Origin of the sequence: Lactiplantibacillus xiangfangensis (assembly GCF_001438845.1) — a bacterium.
Taxonomy (GTDB): Bacteria; Bacillota; Bacilli; order Lactobacillales; family Lactobacillaceae; genus Lactiplantibacillus; species Lactiplantibacillus xiangfangensis.
The window spans coordinates 265,062-279,162 of record NZ_JQCL01000103.1; the positions used below are offsets into that span (position 1 = coordinate 265,062).

Below are 14,101 nucleotides of genomic sequence, written 5' to 3' on the forward strand. Positions count from 1 at the left end.
TTTCCCTCCCTTCTATAATGAGATTGAAGGTTAAGGTCAATCAGAGGTTAACCTAACCAATTAATTATAATCCCAATTGCATGAGCATAACAATGATTGAAACAGAATATTGTCAATCCAATCAACTGTTATTTTGACGACCACATAAAAAAAACGTATTCACTGGATGTCCAAACAGTTGACAAGTTCTGAACCAACTTATACATTGAGGACTAAGAAAACCCAACTGCGGGTTCTCTATCTCAGTGTGACCACTTAGGAGGATTTTTTATGCCATCGAAACAAGCCTTACTAATCATCGATTACACCAATGACTTTGTCGCTGACCAAGGCGCGCTCACGTGCGGACAACCAGGGCAACTGCTTGCAACGCCCATCGTGACGTTAGCCGACCAAATGCGTACGGCGGGTGACTGGGTCCTATTGCCAACCGACGTCCATACGCCCAACGATCCGTACCATCCCGAAAGCAAACTGTTTCCGCCCCATAACGTTCGTAACACTTGGGGACGTGAGCTATACGGGCCTTTAAAAGACTGGTACGCCGAACACCAAGATGAAGCAACCGTTTGGCAATTCGACAAGACCCGTTACAGTTCGTTTGCCGGAACTGATCTTGATCTGCGTTTACGAGAACGCCACGTCGACACCCTGCACTTAGTTGGGGTCTGCACAGATATTTGTGTTTTACATACTGCCGTCGACGCCTACAACTTAGGCTATCAACTCGTTATCCACGAAAATGCCGTCGCGAGCTTTGACGCCGCCGGACACGACTGGGCACTGCGTCACTTTAAAAACACGCTCGGAGCCACCATCGTTTAAGCCTAATAAAAATAAGGATTCAGAAATTTTAAAATTTCTGAATCCTTATTTTTATTTAACGGGGGTCAACCCACGCATTAAGACTTCCACCGCTTCCTGACTGGCCTTATCAGCGTCAAAGTCAGCCGTTGGTGCAAGGAAGACCTGTGGGAAAACGTAGCTACCAAGAATGCCTACCAAATAACGAATGATACGCATATTTGGCCAATCTACCAATTCACCACGATCTTTAAATTGCTGTAATACCTCGCCGACTTGCCCATTCACGACCGCTTCCACCTTACCTGACAGGTCCGTAATAATTTTAGGATTACGCAGAATTTCTTGAGCAAAGACCTTAATTTGTTGCCGATTTTCAACCGCAAACGTCATCCGATCCTGAATGGCATACTGCAAAAAGGACTTTAAATCGACTAAATTATTGGTCTTGAGTTCATCGAGAAATTCAGTCGCCACCATCGGCACCACGTGGGCTACGATGGGATCCAAGATTGCTTTTAAAATTCCATCTTTAGTCTTGAACTGCTTAAATACTGTCCCTTCTGAAACGCCGGCAGCCTTAGCAATTTCACTAGTACTTGTCCGATCAAAGCCCTGTTCGGCAAACAAATTCAGGCTGACTTGCAAGACCGACTGTTGCTTAGCGGATAGGTCAGACTCTCGCAACGTCTTTTTAAATAAGGTTTCAACATTATTGACTTGCATCTAAATTCCTCACGTTCATTTTAACTTTTAATCAAGTATACGGCACGCTGACGACCACGCCAACCGACAATCTACCGTGGTACTTTTCCAAACTGACACTTAAACTTTTCGATAACGTTTTAACCCAATAATGTTTAAAAGCGTTAAAACCACTAGGAAAATTAACAGGATGCCAATATCAAATCCCAAATCAAAGATCGAGGTGCCGCGCATCATAATATCAGTAACGGCATCACCAGCGTATTTAATTGGAATAATGTAAGAAATCACCTTGACCCAAGTTGCCATCGAATCCAGTGGAATAATTCCGGAGAAAAAAATTTGCGGGACAATCACTAGCGGAATAAACTGCATCATTTGGAATTCGGAATTAGCAAACGTGGACAACAGGATTCCAAAGGCTAACGCCACCAACGCTAAAATCAGGTTAATAACGATTATGCTCGCCATACTTCCAACAACTTCAGTCCCGAGCATCCAAACGGTAACCAAAACGATTAGAATCGTTTGAATGACTGCCAAGATACCGTAACTCAACATGTACCCAAAGACGATGGAAGCACGTCTGACCGGCGTTGCTAACAGCCGCTCCAGGGTTCCAGTTGTTCGTTCTTTTAATAGGGCCATCCCAGAAATCAAGAAAACAAAGAAGAACACGAAAAAGCCCATTAAGATCGGTAACATCTTAGCAAAGTAGCCAGTATCCTTATCCCCATAAACGTAGTGATTCGTAATCTTAGGCGTCTTTTGACTGGTTGACTTAGTCGCGGTCGTCGTGGACGTAGCCTTCGTCGAGGCGACCCGTTTAGCCGCTACCGCACGTCCGCCAGTCTTAGCTGTGGTTGCTTGTTGTTTTTGAACGGCTCGCAATTGGGCCTGCATCTTGACCGTCGCCTTGGTACTCTTCTTCAAAGCCGACTTCAGCTGCTTAATACTCGTTGCGGTCACCGCATTCCTAAAAGCTAACTTCACGGTCGCCGTCTTCGTTGAGTCCGTATTGGCGTAAGTCAAGCTATAATCGTTCCCATTTTTCTTAACAATGGCATCAATATTTTCCTTGGCCAACGCTTGTTTAGCGGCACGCTTAGTATCATATTTTTTAACGGTGACGTGCTTAATGTCGGCCATTTGCTGATTCAACTTATGGCTAACCGAGACAGTCCCAACCGTCACATCAGTTGATGAATTAGTATTAAAAATAACACTCATCAGTAACATAATTAAGATTGGTGCGAAAAACATCAATGCTAATGTCCGCTTGTCACGGAAGAGTTCCTTTAGCACCCGGTTCATAATTGCAATTGTTCGCATTACTCAGCACCCTCCGCCTTCAAAAAGACCGCTTCAATCGTTGCCACTTGATATTGCCGTTCCAAGGTAGCTGGTGTATCAAATGCCATCACCTTTCCATCCAATAACAGGGCCACGCGGTCACATAATTCTGCTTCGTCCATCACGTGGGTCGTAATCAAAATACTACGACCTTCATCACGAATCCGGCTAAGTTCAGCCCAAATCTGCCGCCGCAAAGCTGGATCGATTCCAACGGTTGGTTCATCCAGGATCAACAAATCGGGCTTACCCATCAGCGCAATTGCTAACGATAATCGTCGCATCATCCCACCGGAATACCCAGCGACCCGCTTATCCAAGTCTGCAGTCAGGTCAACGACCTTAGCCACGTAGTCCACCTCGGCGTTAAGGTCACGCTTAGCGATGCCTTTCATCAAACCGTAAAACTTTAAATTTTCACGTCCAGATAATGCGTCGTATAACGCATCCGTTTGGGCCATGTACCCGATGCGGCCAAGTAATTCTCAGTTAGGCATCGTTGTATCAAAGACTTTAGCCGATCCACCACTAGCGACTTCCATCCCCAGTGCCACCTTGATGACCGTCGACTTCCCAGCCCCAGATGGCCCAATCAGCCCAACGATTTCTCCTGGATTGACCGTCAAGTTAATATCTTTTAAGACCATTTGATTGCCAAACTTTTTGGCCAGATGTTGTAAATCAATAATTGCTTGCGCCATACGCTTGCCCCCCCTAATAAAATCACACTGGTTAGCTTAGTGAGTGAGCGATTACTCACTTAATAAAATCTATTATAGTGAGTGATTACTCATTGTCAATCTTTTTTATCAACACTCAGCCTTAAGACCAACAAAAAAGCAGTAACTAACGCGCCACTGCGGCGAATTTAGTTACTGCCAATCGGTAAAGTATTTTGACAACTAATGGTACTAATCTAACTTAGGTTCGACCCACTTTGAGAGAATCCAAACGTTTAATGCCCCTTCGGCTAAGATCACAATCGCCATGACAGCGACGCCTACCCACATGTTATCAATAACGCCGCCATTGATTGCCTGACTCGAAAGGAAACTAAGCCCGCCAATTAAGGCGCTAACAAGCCGCAGGGCGATCAACATGACACCAATGTAAATGATCACGTTTACGACCCCTTGACGAAAACGTGGCAAAAAGCTGCTGGCCGCGTTCGTCACGAAGTGGACTAGGCTGATCGTACTCCAAATTAGTAAGAGTGCCATGATACCAACCACGACCGCAGTTAAGCCAAGTTGGACTAAGTTGACCTCACTGTTTAGCTGGCTAAGCCCTTCCGGCACCCCGTTGAAGACTTTGCCCAAACTGTTATAACCAATCAACAAGGTTATGCCGAATAGAATTCCTTGAACTAACCACAGGTAGATTTGGTTGGCCAACGACGCCCCTAGGTTAAGCAAGTAGAGCTTCCAGTCGCTGATGGGAATCAACCGGTACGTTTCCGTCATGACCGTCCGCTCATTTTGAACAGCTAACATGACTAGGCTGACCACGCCAGGAATCATCATAAAACCGCAGAGTGTAAAGAACGGCGTGTAGGCATGAAAGTCGCCCATAATTGCTTGCCAGAGACCTGAAATGACGAGCATTAACAGTTCAAACGCCACCACCCAGTTCATTAAGACAAACCGCGGCCAACTTAATTGCTTAAATAACGCCCAACTCTTAGTCATTGTCAGTCCCCCCTTCGTATAATTGTTCATAATAAGTTTCAATATCCATGTGCTTTTGGTCTCGAATCGTCTCAGTCTCCTCATGCACCACGATCGTTTGATCCTTAACAACAACGATTTCATCTAAAATCGGCGCAATTTCTGAAACGTAATGGTCACTCACTAGTAACGTTGCCGTGTCTGGTAGCCAGCGAATAATACTATTAATGATCTTTTTGCGACTCATACTGTCGATCCCACTAAAAGGTTCATCCAGTAAGTACAGGTCAACTTGGCGACTTAACGTCAAAGCAATAATCAACTTTTCGCGGGTTCCTTTCGATAAGGCGGCCAATTTTTGCTGCCCATCTAAGTCTAAAAACTGTGCCAATTCCTGATAGCGCTGACTGTCAAAGTCCGGATAAACCGCGTCATAGAACTGTTCAATGCGACTAATTTTTTGATTAGGTGCAAATCCCTTCAAGTGATCCGTAAAACTAACGTGTTGTTTACGGCCGACCGGTGTACTGGATCCACTGACCGTAATGGCGCCAGACCCCTTCGCGCTTCCGGTGATTAACCGCATCAAGGTCGTCTTGCCGGCACCGTTTGCGCCTAATAAACCGACCACTTTTCCACCCGCCAGCGTCAACTGCACATCATGCAAAATATGACGTTGATTACGGTTATATTTTAAACTTTCAATCGTTAAGATGGCTGTCATCTTGATTTCCCCTTTGCTGGACGTACCGCTGAACACTGGTGATAATCTCATCATCGCTCAAATTTAAAGCGTGTAATTCGTGATAAACCGTTGCGAGTTGCTCTTGCACCAATTGTTGCTTCAACGTCGCTATTTTTGGTTGGTCTTCGGTCACAAAGTTGCCGCGACCCCGCTGTGAAACTAAAAAGCCTTCCGCAATCATCGTACCAAGCGCGCGTTGGACCGTATTCACGTTCACAGTAAGGTCTAGCGCTAACTGCCGCACTGCGGGGAGCTGCTCACCCGGCTTTAACTTGCCCGTCACCATTTCATGGTAGATAACTTGCTTAATCTGTAAATAAATTGGGACTTTATCGTCAAATTCCACTGACTTACGCCTCCCTAGTGTTCTATTTAACTATTACAATATAACACTGGGTCAATTTTTGTGCAACCAAAAAGTCATTAGCTTCCCTGACAGCGCTTTCATTTTCAACTTGATTGTTTCCCCGACAGCGCTATACTTGGATTAAGGGGATGAGCACATGCTTAAAAATGAAAATGCGATTACTTTGACCACTGCGATTGACGTTGCTTACAACGATCCCGCAGTCCAAGCAGTCCCAGAATTGGTTCAGCTATTATTAAAAGCAGCTCAAGCTCTCGACTGTGTGGCTGATCACCACCAAGTCGCTAGTCAACTCAATCACGACTTAGCCACTTGGGGACGCGCCCACACCAGCGGTCCCGCAGCTTTAGATGCGCTCTACTTGGCAACGCTCAAGGATAGTACCGGATTGGCCTATCAAATGCCTTACCAACAAGCGTAATCATGATTGGCCTAAAAGGGTTCGGTCCACTGATATCAGTGAGCCGAACCCTTTTAGTTAATTCACGTATTGGGCTAAAAAGCTAGCCACGTGTTGTTTATAGTTTTGATAATTTTGGGTAATCGCCGTTGTGTGCCCAGCGCCTTTAACGAGCCACAGTTGCTTAGGCTGGTGCGCATTTTGATACAACGTTTTACCCATACGGGGCGGCACAAAATCGTCCTTGGTTCCACTAATAATCATAATCGGCAACCGGTTCTTTTTGATTGCAGCGACCGCGTCAGCTTCTCTGAAGTTATAACCCGCGCGCAACTGGGTAACCATACTCGTCACGTCAACCAATGGGAAGGCCGGCAGATGATACATTTGCTTAGCTTGATAGCTGATGATGTCCTGCGCACTGGTAAAGGGACTGTCAACCACGTACGCCTTAATTTGTGGAACCTGGCGCTCACCACTTGCCATGGTCATCCCGGCTGCCCCCATACTGATGCCACTCATCACGATCTGCGTCGTCCGCGTGCGCTTAACGACCGTCTTAGCCCACTGCAAATCATCGCGTCGTTCCAACCAGCCGTAACCCACGGCCTGACCCTGACTATCACCGGACGCCCGGGAATCAGGAACCAGCACATTGTAGCCCAGCTCGTGATACATCCCCGCCCAGGCGCCCATTAAAGATTTATTTCCCGCAAAGCCGTGAGCCAGAACGACCGTTTTTCGCGCATCTTTATTGGGAACGTACCAAGCAACTAACTTCAAATGGTCTGGCGTTTCAATTTTCCAAGTTTGTTTTTTTACGTGTAAGTACCAATATTTTTCTCGGTAGACCGCGCTCTTTTTCGATAACCGCGTGCTCTGAGTAATGAATCCTTTGTCACCGCGGGCAATTGCCACGTGGTAAAAATAACTGCCGGCACCAATCAGGCCACCACCAACGATAACGATGATAACGCCTAACGTTATCCACAACTTTTTCACTTGCGCTCCCCCACTTTCATCCTTAAATGAAGATTCACGAATTTACAGCGTGATATTCGATGAATTTTCGCCACACCCATAATAATAACGTTTATAATTGAAGATAACTAGACCAGATTGGGAGGCCCAAAAATGCATTATTCAGAAACTTGGGATTTAGACCGAATTTTTCCGGGTGGTATCAGCTCGCCGAAGCTTCAAGCGAAAATCACAAAGATTACGCAACAACTCGCTGAAGCCAGAACCGCGCTGACTAATTGGCGCACTGACGCTGACACACCCGACAACGACTGGTTCGTTCTCATTGTTAACGACTTACAAAAGATTCAGGCTGGTCTTGCCCAGTGCGAAGTTTTCGTTGTTGCGGTCCAATCCGCTGACGCCAAAAACACTCAGGCTGGGACCATCTTGAACCAACTCTATCAACTTGATAATCAGTTAGATAACCTGCTGAATCGGTTCAAAAAGGGCTTGGTTAATCTTGATGACTCAACGTTTAAAACCATTTTAACGCAGCCAGCATTAAAAACCGTTGCCTTCAACCTGACTGAGATGCGCGAGCAGGGACGCGATCTTTTAGCCGATTCAACTGAAGCATTGATCAATAACTTATCCTTAGACGGTTTTCAGGCGTGGAGTGACCATTACGACACCCTTGTTAACCAGCTCAAAATCAACTATACCGACGAACACGGACAGACCCATCAATTATCTGCCGGTCAAGCCCAAAACATGCTAGCAGCGGCGATGCCTAATGCGCAACGCGCGCAGTTAATGCAAAATTGGGAAGCCACCTGGCAAGCAAACGCCGCCCCCTTCGCCGATACCTTGAACCACTTAGCTGGCTTCCGCCTGACTAACTATCAAGCACACGGCCTGACCAACTTTTTGCAAAAGCCGCTAGAACTTAACCGAATGAGCCAAGCAACCCTTGACGCGATGTATCAGGTCGTGGCTGAGGATAAGGGCTTGTTGCTTCACTACCTCCAACGTAAAGCCGCGTTGTTAGGTAAATCACAGCTCGATTGGCAAGACGTGGAAGCCCCGCTCGACTTAGGCGGCCAACCTACTAGTCAAACTTACGACCAAGCCGCTGACTTCGTGATTACAAACTTCCAGAAGTTCAGTCCTAAAATGGCGCACCTCGCCAAGTACGCCCTCGAGCACCGCTGGGTTGAGGCTGAGAATCGCCCTAACAAGCGTCCCGGCGGCTACATGGATAACTTACCGGAGACTCAAGAATCACGCATCTTTATGACCTTCACGGGGTCACCAAACGACACCGCAACGTTGGCCCACGAACTAGGACACGCCTTTCACGCCGACGTTATCAAAGACTTGCCACTCTGGCGGCAGGATTACGCGATGAACGTCGCCGAAACCGCATCGACTTTTTCAGAGTTAATCGTGGCGGATGCCAGTGTCAAAGCAGCCTGCGACCCCAAAACTAAGCTACAACTATTGGATACTAAAATTCAGAATCCATTAGCCATGTTCTTAGATATTCGGGCGCGCTTCCTCTTTGAGACCCGCTTTTACGACGCGCGCAAACGGGGAATCGTCACCCCTGACGAGTTATCCACGCTGATGCTTGACGCACAAAAGGAAGCCTACGGGAACGCCTTAACCACTTACCACCCAATGTTTTGGGCTAGCAAGTTGCATTTCTACCTTTCAGACGTTCCGTTCTACAACTTCCCGTACACGTTTGGTTATTTATTTAGCCTCGGCATCTACGCCCAAGCCAAGCAGCAACCCGACTTTGAGGACCGCTACATTGCGCTACTTCGCGATACTGCCAACATGACCACCGAAGAACTCGCACAAAAACACCTCGGGGTTGATTTGACCAAGCCAGCCTTTTGGCAAGCGGGGGTTGCGCTAATCAAACGCGATATCGATGAATTTATGGCGTTATCCGCGCCACTACTATAAGAAATGGAAGTGATCACATGTTTCCTGAACGTTTAAGAGCCCTCCGACGGGGACAAAAAATGACGCTGGCCGAATTGGCCACCGCCTTAAATGACCAACCCGACGCCGACATTACGACCCGTCAAAATACGGCGGCCCAAATCGGAAACTGGGAACGTAATTTGCGAACCCCTTCCTACTTGGAAGTACGCAAGTTAGCTGAGTATTTTAACGTCACAACGGACTACCTGTCTGGTCGCGCCGACCAAGAAGAATACGATCTCGGTCGCATCTTTCTCTCCGGTAAGCCACTGACCTTTAACGCTGAAAAGCTCAGCAGTGAAGACCGATACGAACTGTTTCAATTGATGAACGGTTACCTTCACGGTCGCCAACAGCGTCCAGCACCCGATACGACCGGGCAAGAAGAACTGGACCTTCACTTTGATGATTAGGAGTCTTTATGAATCCCAAAAAACTAAAACAATTAAAAAAGCGGGCTAAGCAGCAAGCCACCCCGCCTTACATTGAACAGATGCAACGTTACCGAACACTTTTCAAAGATGACCCCAAGATTTTAGTCATGATCAATAACGTTTTGGAAAGCGACCGGCTGTTAGCGGCCGGGCTTCCCCCGCAACAATTACCCGTCCTACAAGTCCCTGACCACTTCCAGGACGAACTCTTTGCGCGGATCAATCAGAGTTTCGCCATTGGGGACCCTGCCGGTGACGCCGAATGGGAACGCCTTTCCGACGCCCTTCCAAAAGTGGATAAGTTACTGCGCGACTTTCGGGATTACGTTGAGGATAAGTACGGCATGTGGGCCTACATCAGTGCCCCGTTCCTAAAGGATCTCGCTGACTTTGTCGGGGACGCCCCCGTTTTGGAAGTCATGGCTGGTAACGGCTACGTTTCCAAAGGGCTACGCCGGTTACATCCTTCACAGACCATCTACACGACAGATTCTAAGGCTTGGACCCACGAAGCGAATAATCAGACCGGCCGTCAGCCTGTGACCGCTATCGAACCGTTAGATGCCATCAGTGCCTTCAAGAAATACGCCGACCAAGTCAAATACATCATTATGGCGTGGTCACCGGATAAATTGACCATCGACTGGGAGTTACTACAAGCGATTCGTGCCAGTGGGACGAACATCACGTTGATTTGCATCGGTGAAAAGTACGGGGCCACGGGTTCCAAACAATTTTGGAATCACGCGGACTATCAGTCCGGCGAAGCCGTCGAGCAGCTTAACCGCCACTACCGGCCATTCGACCTGATTCACGACCAGGTGTATCTTATTCACTAGTTAATGGAACGAGAGTGGGACAAAAGACGGGTTGCTACCGAGCATAGCCTAGAAATACGAATGATTGTGCATTTTCAATCGTTCGTATTTCGTAGCTAAGCGGAGGAAGCAGTCTTTTATCGCACGTTTCGTGCTATAAATATTCGGAGATGCAAAAACGAGTTTGGGTTTTGTCCCAAACTCGTTTTTGCATCCTAAGTTATAACGTTTTAATGACCCGGGCAGGAACCCCCGCTACAACGGTATTAGCTGCCACAGATTTGGTCACCACGGCGCCGGCACCCACGATAGCATTCTCACCAATGGTCACCCCCGGCAAAATCAAGGCCTTGGCACCGATCCAGGCACGTTTTCCTACCTGAATGGGTTTCAAGTCCAAATCATGGCGATGCTCTGGATCAAATTGATGATTGACCGTAATCAAGCTGGCGCCGGGACCAATCAAAACATCGTCGGCTAGCGTGATGCCACCCAAATCGGTAAACATCACGTTATTGCTAACGTAGACCCGTTTTCCCATCTTGATATTGGCACCGAAGTCGGTGTAAAACGGTAGCCGAATTTCGACCGACTCATCTAACGATTGCCCCGTAATCTCACTCACCAGTGCCCGCGTTTCCGCGACATCGTGTGGCTGGTCATTGAGTTCCTGAACGAGCCGTTGATTACGTATTGACCGCTGATGCCGCTGCACATCTATTTGTGGTGCAAACATGTTTGTCCATCCCCTATAAGTTTTGAATTCAGTATAAGGGGCACCCGTAACAATGTAAAATGCCTATCTTTCATAGGACTCGATAGCTTTTTAGCATAAAAAGAGTGGGCCAAAAGGCGGTTAGCTTGCGAGCATTAACGTGAAATCAGCGATTATTCCTGGGTTGGGAATAGCCGCTGATTTCGGGTTAAGCGGAACAAACTGCCCTTTGACCCACGTTTCGACCATAACAATAGGAAAAGCCAACCAGAAATTTTCTGATTAGCTTTTTGAATTTGGTCCCTAACGCTTCCCTTATTAAAAGAATCTTTTTAATATCGACTTAATCCAACAAATGCGTCGCCAAAAAGTCAACGGCCGCTTCATGCATCCGGTGAGGCACGTGATGCACCCCACCATCCGCACGTTTAAAGACGGTCTGTGCTAAGGCGGCGTCATCTTGATACCGTTCTTGAAAGTCAGCCACATACTTGTATGGCACCATCTGATCCGCCGTCCCGTTAAAGAAAAACATCGGGCGACCATTCAACCGGTCCACGTGCTGTGACAAGTCAAATTGACCAATCTGATCATACGTTTTCGTTAACAGATCCGCTGGTAATTGGGCTTTTAACTCGGCCGGAATCTGTGCCACTTGGTCCTTCGCAAAAGCAACTGGTTCTGGTGACCCAATTAGGGAAACGCCAGCAACAACGTTGGCCTGAGTCGCCATGATACCAGCAGCGGTAATGCCACCCATGGACGTTCCCATAACGCCGACCTTTTCAGGATCGGTAATGCCCGCGCTCACCAGTGCATCGACCAATTTGGGAAACTCCGCGACTGAATGGCCAACAATCGACCAAAAATGTTCTGGGTGTCGATCTAAATCAACCCCTTCGTTACGACTGCCGTGCAGGTACGCCGTGGGCAAAATCACGCGAAAGCCGCGCCGCACCAAATCATAGCTTGCGACCAATTCAGATGACGTCTGCGTTGTCCACCCGTGATAGTCAATAACGGTTGGTAGCTTAGTTTGGGCCTGACTAGCCGCAAACACGTGTAATACCGGTAAATCCGCAATTTTCGTGGTCCGAACGATCACGTCTTCAAATACATTGGTTGTCATGTTTATCACCATTTCCAAGATTAATAGTTCATATTCTAGCAGAGAACGACTTGCAAACCAATCAAAAAACGTTAATTACCGGTTCTCTTCCCGATAATTAACGCTTTGTTAAACCTTACTTTTCTAAGGTATCTAAGAAATCTTCAACTTGTTTCTGGGTCTTACGGAACTTGTCAACGTAACGACCAGTTTCTTGACCATCTTCAATACCGACAAAACTAGGAATCCCCATGACACCCATATCTTGTGCGATTTCAATATTCGCATCGCGGTCAACCGTGATCCAATCATATTGATCATATTTAGCTTCGATTTGAGGCATCACTGGCTTGATAAAGGCGCAATCCGGGCACCAATCCGCCGTGAAAAATAACATGTGTTTGCCAGTTTTAATGCGTTCGCGGATTTCCGCGTCACTTAAAGTTGCTGTTGCCATTTCAATGCCTCCAATTTAATTATTAATCATAGTTTAACACATACTAAAAGTAAGTAAAGCGTTTTGGCTTACTTTTGTGCTTTTTCAAGCGCCTGCTGTAAATCGGCTTGAAGGTCCACCACGTTTTCAATCCCGACTGACAGCCGTAACAAGTTCGCCGTAATCCCCTTAGCCGCTCGTTGTTCTGGGCTTAGATCCGCGTGCGTCTGAACCGCTGGCACTGTGACCAAGCTCTCGACACCACCTAAACTTTCAGCAAATGAGACGACCTTTAATGCCTGCAAAAACTGGTCAACATCGGTCCCCGTAGCTAAGTAGAAACTGATCATACCACCCCGCCCAGGATACAAGACCCGTTCAACGTACTGATTTGCCGTTAAAAATTTGACTAGTGCCTGCGCGTTCGTTTCGTGTTGGTGTAAGCGCAGCGGCAACGTCTTAAGACTCCTTAATAATAACCACGCGTCAAACGGATCCAGCACGGCGCCCGTCGTAACTAGGTTGAATTCTAATTGTTTAGCGTCCGCTTGATTTTTAGCGACCACCGCGCCAGCCAAAATATCATTATGCCCAGCAAGGTACTTTGTCGCTGAATGTACTACGATATCGGCACCTAAATCGAGGGGCTTTTGAATCAGTGGCGTGTAAAAAGTGTTATCCACGATTAACTTAATGTGGTGTGCGTGAGTTGTCGCCGCGGTTTTCTTAAGATCAATGAGCTTCATTGTAGGATTGGAAGGTGTTTCTAACCAGAGTGCTACCGTATGCGCATCAATCAACGCTGCTAGTTCACTTTGGTCCTGTCCATCCCATACTGCAAACGTCAAATGGTAGTGATCATGTAATAAGTCAAAGAACCGGTAGGACCCACCGTATAAATCGTCCGAAATAATAATTTTATCCCCGCTATGAAAGAGCGTGAAGACTAGCTGAATCGCTGCCATTCCGGAAGTCAATGCGTAAGCCGCTACCCCGTGTTCCATTTGTGCTAACGTCGCTTCCAACACGCCACGTGTCGGTTGCGCTTCCCTTGGATAATCAAACCCCGTAGACTGCCCCAGTCCGGCATGCCGGTACGCAGTGGATAAGTAAATCGGGGCAGAAATTGCGCCCGTTTTGACGTCATCCGTTCGGTTCCCGGCTTGTGCTAACAACGTTTCAATGTGCCATTTTTCATTAGAATTTGTCATATCAATCACCCTCGCTCAGTTTGCTCTTACGTTTTTTAGTTCATTAAAATCGGCTTAACCAATCCCCAGCTACACAAAAAAAGCCCCCGTCCTTCATGGGACGACGGCTTCGTGTGACCACCCAAGTTCAATAGCGGGTCACCCCGCTAAACTCACTAAGTTGTTTCCAACTTGCTGGGGTATCGGCCAGTGCCGCTAGCGCAGCCCAACGACCGCCACTAGGCATTCCGAGTTCATCTTCACAAAAATCCAACCGACCGTTTTCCACTTAACACGGCTCCCTGTGCGATTATTTTTAAGCTACTCTTCTCATCAACATGTATTTTAATTATATTCTCATTCTACTCTAATTATAAATAAGGCGTCAAGCAAGACCACCG

16 protein-coding genes and 1 pseudogene are annotated in these 14,101 nt (G+C 47.2%); 5 read left to right on the forward strand and 12 right to left on the reverse strand.

Translation table 11 applies throughout. The features are described 5' to 3' along the window. The first annotated feature begins 270 nt into the window (after nucleotides 1-270). Nucleotides 271-825: a cysteine hydrolase family protein gene (locus IV64_RS13815; RefSeq protein WP_057707974.1), complete on the forward strand. Its 555-nt coding sequence runs from the start codon at nucleotides 271-273 to the stop codon at nucleotides 823-825. Nucleotides 826-876: 51 nt separating this feature from the next. Here the strand turns inward: IV64_RS13815 and IV64_RS13820 are convergent, their stop codons facing one another. The 6 genes and pseudogenes from IV64_RS13820 to IV64_RS13845 form a co-directional block, all read right to left on the reverse strand. Further along, the gene (locus IV64_RS13820; RefSeq protein ID WP_057707977.1) at nucleotides 877-1,530 is read right to left on the reverse strand and encodes a TetR/AcrR family transcriptional regulator; all 654 of its coding nucleotides are present in this window, start codon (nucleotides 1,528-1,530) and stop codon (nucleotides 877-879) included. Between the two features lie 99 nt (nucleotides 1,531-1,629). Continuing rightward, nucleotides 1,630-2,841: an ABC transporter permease gene (locus IV64_RS13825; RefSeq protein WP_057707978.1), complete on the reverse strand. Its 1,212-nt coding sequence runs from the start codon at nucleotides 2,839-2,841 to the stop codon at nucleotides 1,630-1,632. Next, nucleotides 2,841-3,563 (reverse strand): annotated as a pseudogene (locus IV64_RS13830) (ABC transporter ATP-binding protein). The gene IV64_RS13825 and the pseudogene IV64_RS13830 overlap by 1 nt, the downstream one beginning before the upstream one ends. 210 nt (nucleotides 3,564-3,773) lie before the next feature. Beyond that, nucleotides 3,774-4,550: a hypothetical protein gene (locus IV64_RS13835; RefSeq protein WP_057707980.1), complete on the reverse strand. Its 777-nt coding sequence runs from the start codon at nucleotides 4,548-4,550 to the stop codon at nucleotides 3,774-3,776. Continuing rightward, a complete protein-coding gene (locus IV64_RS13840; protein WP_057707982.1) occupies nucleotides 4,543-5,253 on the reverse strand; it encodes an ATP-binding cassette domain-containing protein in 711 nt (236 codons plus the stop codon). Before IV64_RS13840 ends, IV64_RS13835 begins: the two co-directional genes overlap by 8 nt. Further along, nucleotides 5,231-5,620: a GntR family transcriptional regulator gene (locus tag IV64_RS13845; RefSeq protein ID WP_057707985.1), complete on the reverse strand. Its 390-nt coding sequence runs from the start codon at nucleotides 5,618-5,620 to the stop codon at nucleotides 5,231-5,233. Before IV64_RS13845 ends, IV64_RS13840 begins: the two co-directional genes overlap by 23 nt. Nucleotides 5,621-5,777: 157 nt before the next feature. Here IV64_RS13845 and IV64_RS13850 point away from each other — a divergent pair, with 157 nt between their 5' ends. Then, the gene (locus IV64_RS13850) at nucleotides 5,778-6,062 is read left to right on the forward strand and encodes a bacteriocin immunity family protein (protein WP_057707987.1); all 285 of its coding nucleotides are present in this window, start codon (nucleotides 5,778-5,780) and stop codon (nucleotides 6,060-6,062) included. A 57-nt stretch (nucleotides 6,063-6,119) separates the two neighbouring features. Here IV64_RS13850 and IV64_RS13855 read toward each other — a convergent pair whose 3' ends face one another. Beyond that, complete coding sequence (locus IV64_RS13855) at nucleotides 6,120-7,043, reverse strand: alpha/beta hydrolase (RefSeq protein WP_057707989.1); 924 nt, start codon at nucleotides 7,041-7,043, stop codon at nucleotides 6,120-6,122. A gap of 132 nt (nucleotides 7,044-7,175) precedes the next feature. On the opposite strand from IV64_RS13855, the gene IV64_RS13860 reads away from it, so the two are divergent. Genes IV64_RS13860 through IV64_RS13870 form a run of 3 tightly spaced genes read left to right on the forward strand, consistent with a single transcriptional unit; the run spans nucleotide 7,176 to nucleotide 10,272 of the window. Continuing rightward, entirely contained in the window at nucleotides 7,176-8,978 is a 1,803-nt protein-coding gene (locus tag IV64_RS13860; protein WP_057707991.1) for a M3 family oligoendopeptidase, read from the forward strand. Nucleotides 8,979-8,995: 17 nt separating this feature from the next. Then, on the forward strand, nucleotides 8,996-9,412 hold the full coding sequence (locus IV64_RS13865; protein WP_057707993.1) for a helix-turn-helix domain-containing protein: 417 nt from the start codon (nucleotides 8,996-8,998) through the stop codon (nucleotides 9,410-9,412). Between the two features lie 8 nt (nucleotides 9,413-9,420). After that, nucleotides 9,421-10,272 (forward strand): hypothetical protein, encoded by an 852-nt coding sequence (locus IV64_RS13870; protein WP_057707995.1) that lies wholly within the window; start codon nucleotides 9,421-9,423, stop codon nucleotides 10,270-10,272. Between the two features lie 199 nt (nucleotides 10,273-10,471). Here IV64_RS13870 and IV64_RS13875 read toward each other — a convergent pair whose 3' ends face one another. From IV64_RS13875 to IV64_RS14485, 5 genes are all read right to left on the reverse strand, one after another. Further along, nucleotides 10,472-10,987, reverse strand: coding sequence for a DapH/DapD/GlmU-related protein (locus IV64_RS13875; protein WP_057707997.1), 516 nt, complete (start codon nucleotides 10,985-10,987; stop codon nucleotides 10,472-10,474). Nucleotides 10,988-11,309: 322 nt separating this feature from the next. Next, the gene (locus tag IV64_RS13880) at nucleotides 11,310-12,095 is read right to left on the reverse strand and encodes an alpha/beta fold hydrolase (protein WP_057707998.1); all 786 of its coding nucleotides are present in this window, start codon (nucleotides 12,093-12,095) and stop codon (nucleotides 11,310-11,312) included. 115 nt (nucleotides 12,096-12,210) lie between these two features. Next, nucleotides 12,211-12,531, reverse strand: coding sequence for a thioredoxin family protein (locus tag IV64_RS13885; protein ID WP_057708000.1), 321 nt, complete (start codon nucleotides 12,529-12,531; stop codon nucleotides 12,211-12,213). A gap of 68 nt (nucleotides 12,532-12,599) precedes the next feature. Beyond that, nucleotides 12,600-13,721, reverse strand: a complete 1,122-nt coding sequence (locus IV64_RS13890; protein WP_057708003.1) for a PLP-dependent transferase — start codon at nucleotides 13,719-13,721, stop codon at nucleotides 12,600-12,602. A gap of 127 nt (nucleotides 13,722-13,848) precedes the next feature. Beyond that, nucleotides 13,849-13,989 (reverse strand): hypothetical protein, encoded by a 141-nt coding sequence (locus IV64_RS14485; RefSeq protein ID WP_157061197.1) that lies wholly within the window; start codon nucleotides 13,987-13,989, stop codon nucleotides 13,849-13,851. Between the last annotated feature and the right edge of the window lie 112 nt (nucleotides 13,990-14,101).

What these genes read in the sequence shown, in the direction of transcription:
- IV64_RS13815 (WP_057707974.1), top strand. Translation starts at nt 271, where the DNA reads ATGCCATCGAAACAAGCCTTACTAATCATCGATTACACCAATGACTTT.
- IV64_RS13840 (WP_057707982.1), bottom strand. Translation starts at nt 5,253, where the DNA reads ATGACAGCCATCTTAACGATTGAAAGTTTAAAATATAACCGTAATCAA.
- IV64_RS13820 (WP_057707977.1), bottom strand. Translation starts at nt 1,530, where the DNA reads ATGCAAGTCAATAATGTTGAAACCTTATTTAAAAAGACGTTGCGAGAG.
- IV64_RS13865 (WP_057707993.1), top strand. Translation starts at nt 8,996, where the DNA reads ATGTTTCCTGAACGTTTAAGAGCCCTCCGACGGGGACAAAAAATGACG.
- IV64_RS13860 (WP_057707991.1), top strand. Translation starts at nt 7,176, where the DNA reads ATGCATTATTCAGAAACTTGGGATTTAGACCGAATTTTTCCGGGTGGT.
- IV64_RS13825 (WP_057707978.1), bottom strand. Translation starts at nt 2,841, where the DNA reads ATGCGAACAATTGCAATTATGAACCGGGTGCTAAAGGAACTCTTCCGT.
- IV64_RS13835 (WP_057707980.1), bottom strand. Translation starts at nt 4,550, where the DNA reads ATGACTAAGAGTTGGGCGTTATTTAAGCAATTAAGTTGGCCGCGGTTT.
- IV64_RS13870 (WP_057707995.1), top strand. Translation starts at nt 9,421, where the DNA reads ATGAATCCCAAAAAACTAAAACAATTAAAAAAGCGGGCTAAGCAGCAA.
- IV64_RS13890 (WP_057708003.1), bottom strand. Translation starts at nt 13,721, where the DNA reads ATGACAAATTCTAATGAAAAATGGCACATTGAAACGTTGTTAGCACAA.
- IV64_RS13880 (WP_057707998.1), bottom strand. Translation starts at nt 12,095, where the DNA reads ATGACAACCAATGTATTTGAAGACGTGATCGTTCGGACCACGAAAATT.
- IV64_RS13850 (WP_057707987.1), top strand. Translation starts at nt 5,778, where the DNA reads ATGCTTAAAAATGAAAATGCGATTACTTTGACCACTGCGATTGACGTT.
- IV64_RS13875 (WP_057707997.1), bottom strand. Translation starts at nt 10,987, where the DNA reads ATGTTTGCACCACAAATAGATGTGCAGCGGCATCAGCGGTCAATACGT.
- IV64_RS13885 (WP_057708000.1), bottom strand. Translation starts at nt 12,531, where the DNA reads ATGGCAACAGCAACTTTAAGTGACGCGGAAATCCGCGAACGCATTAAA.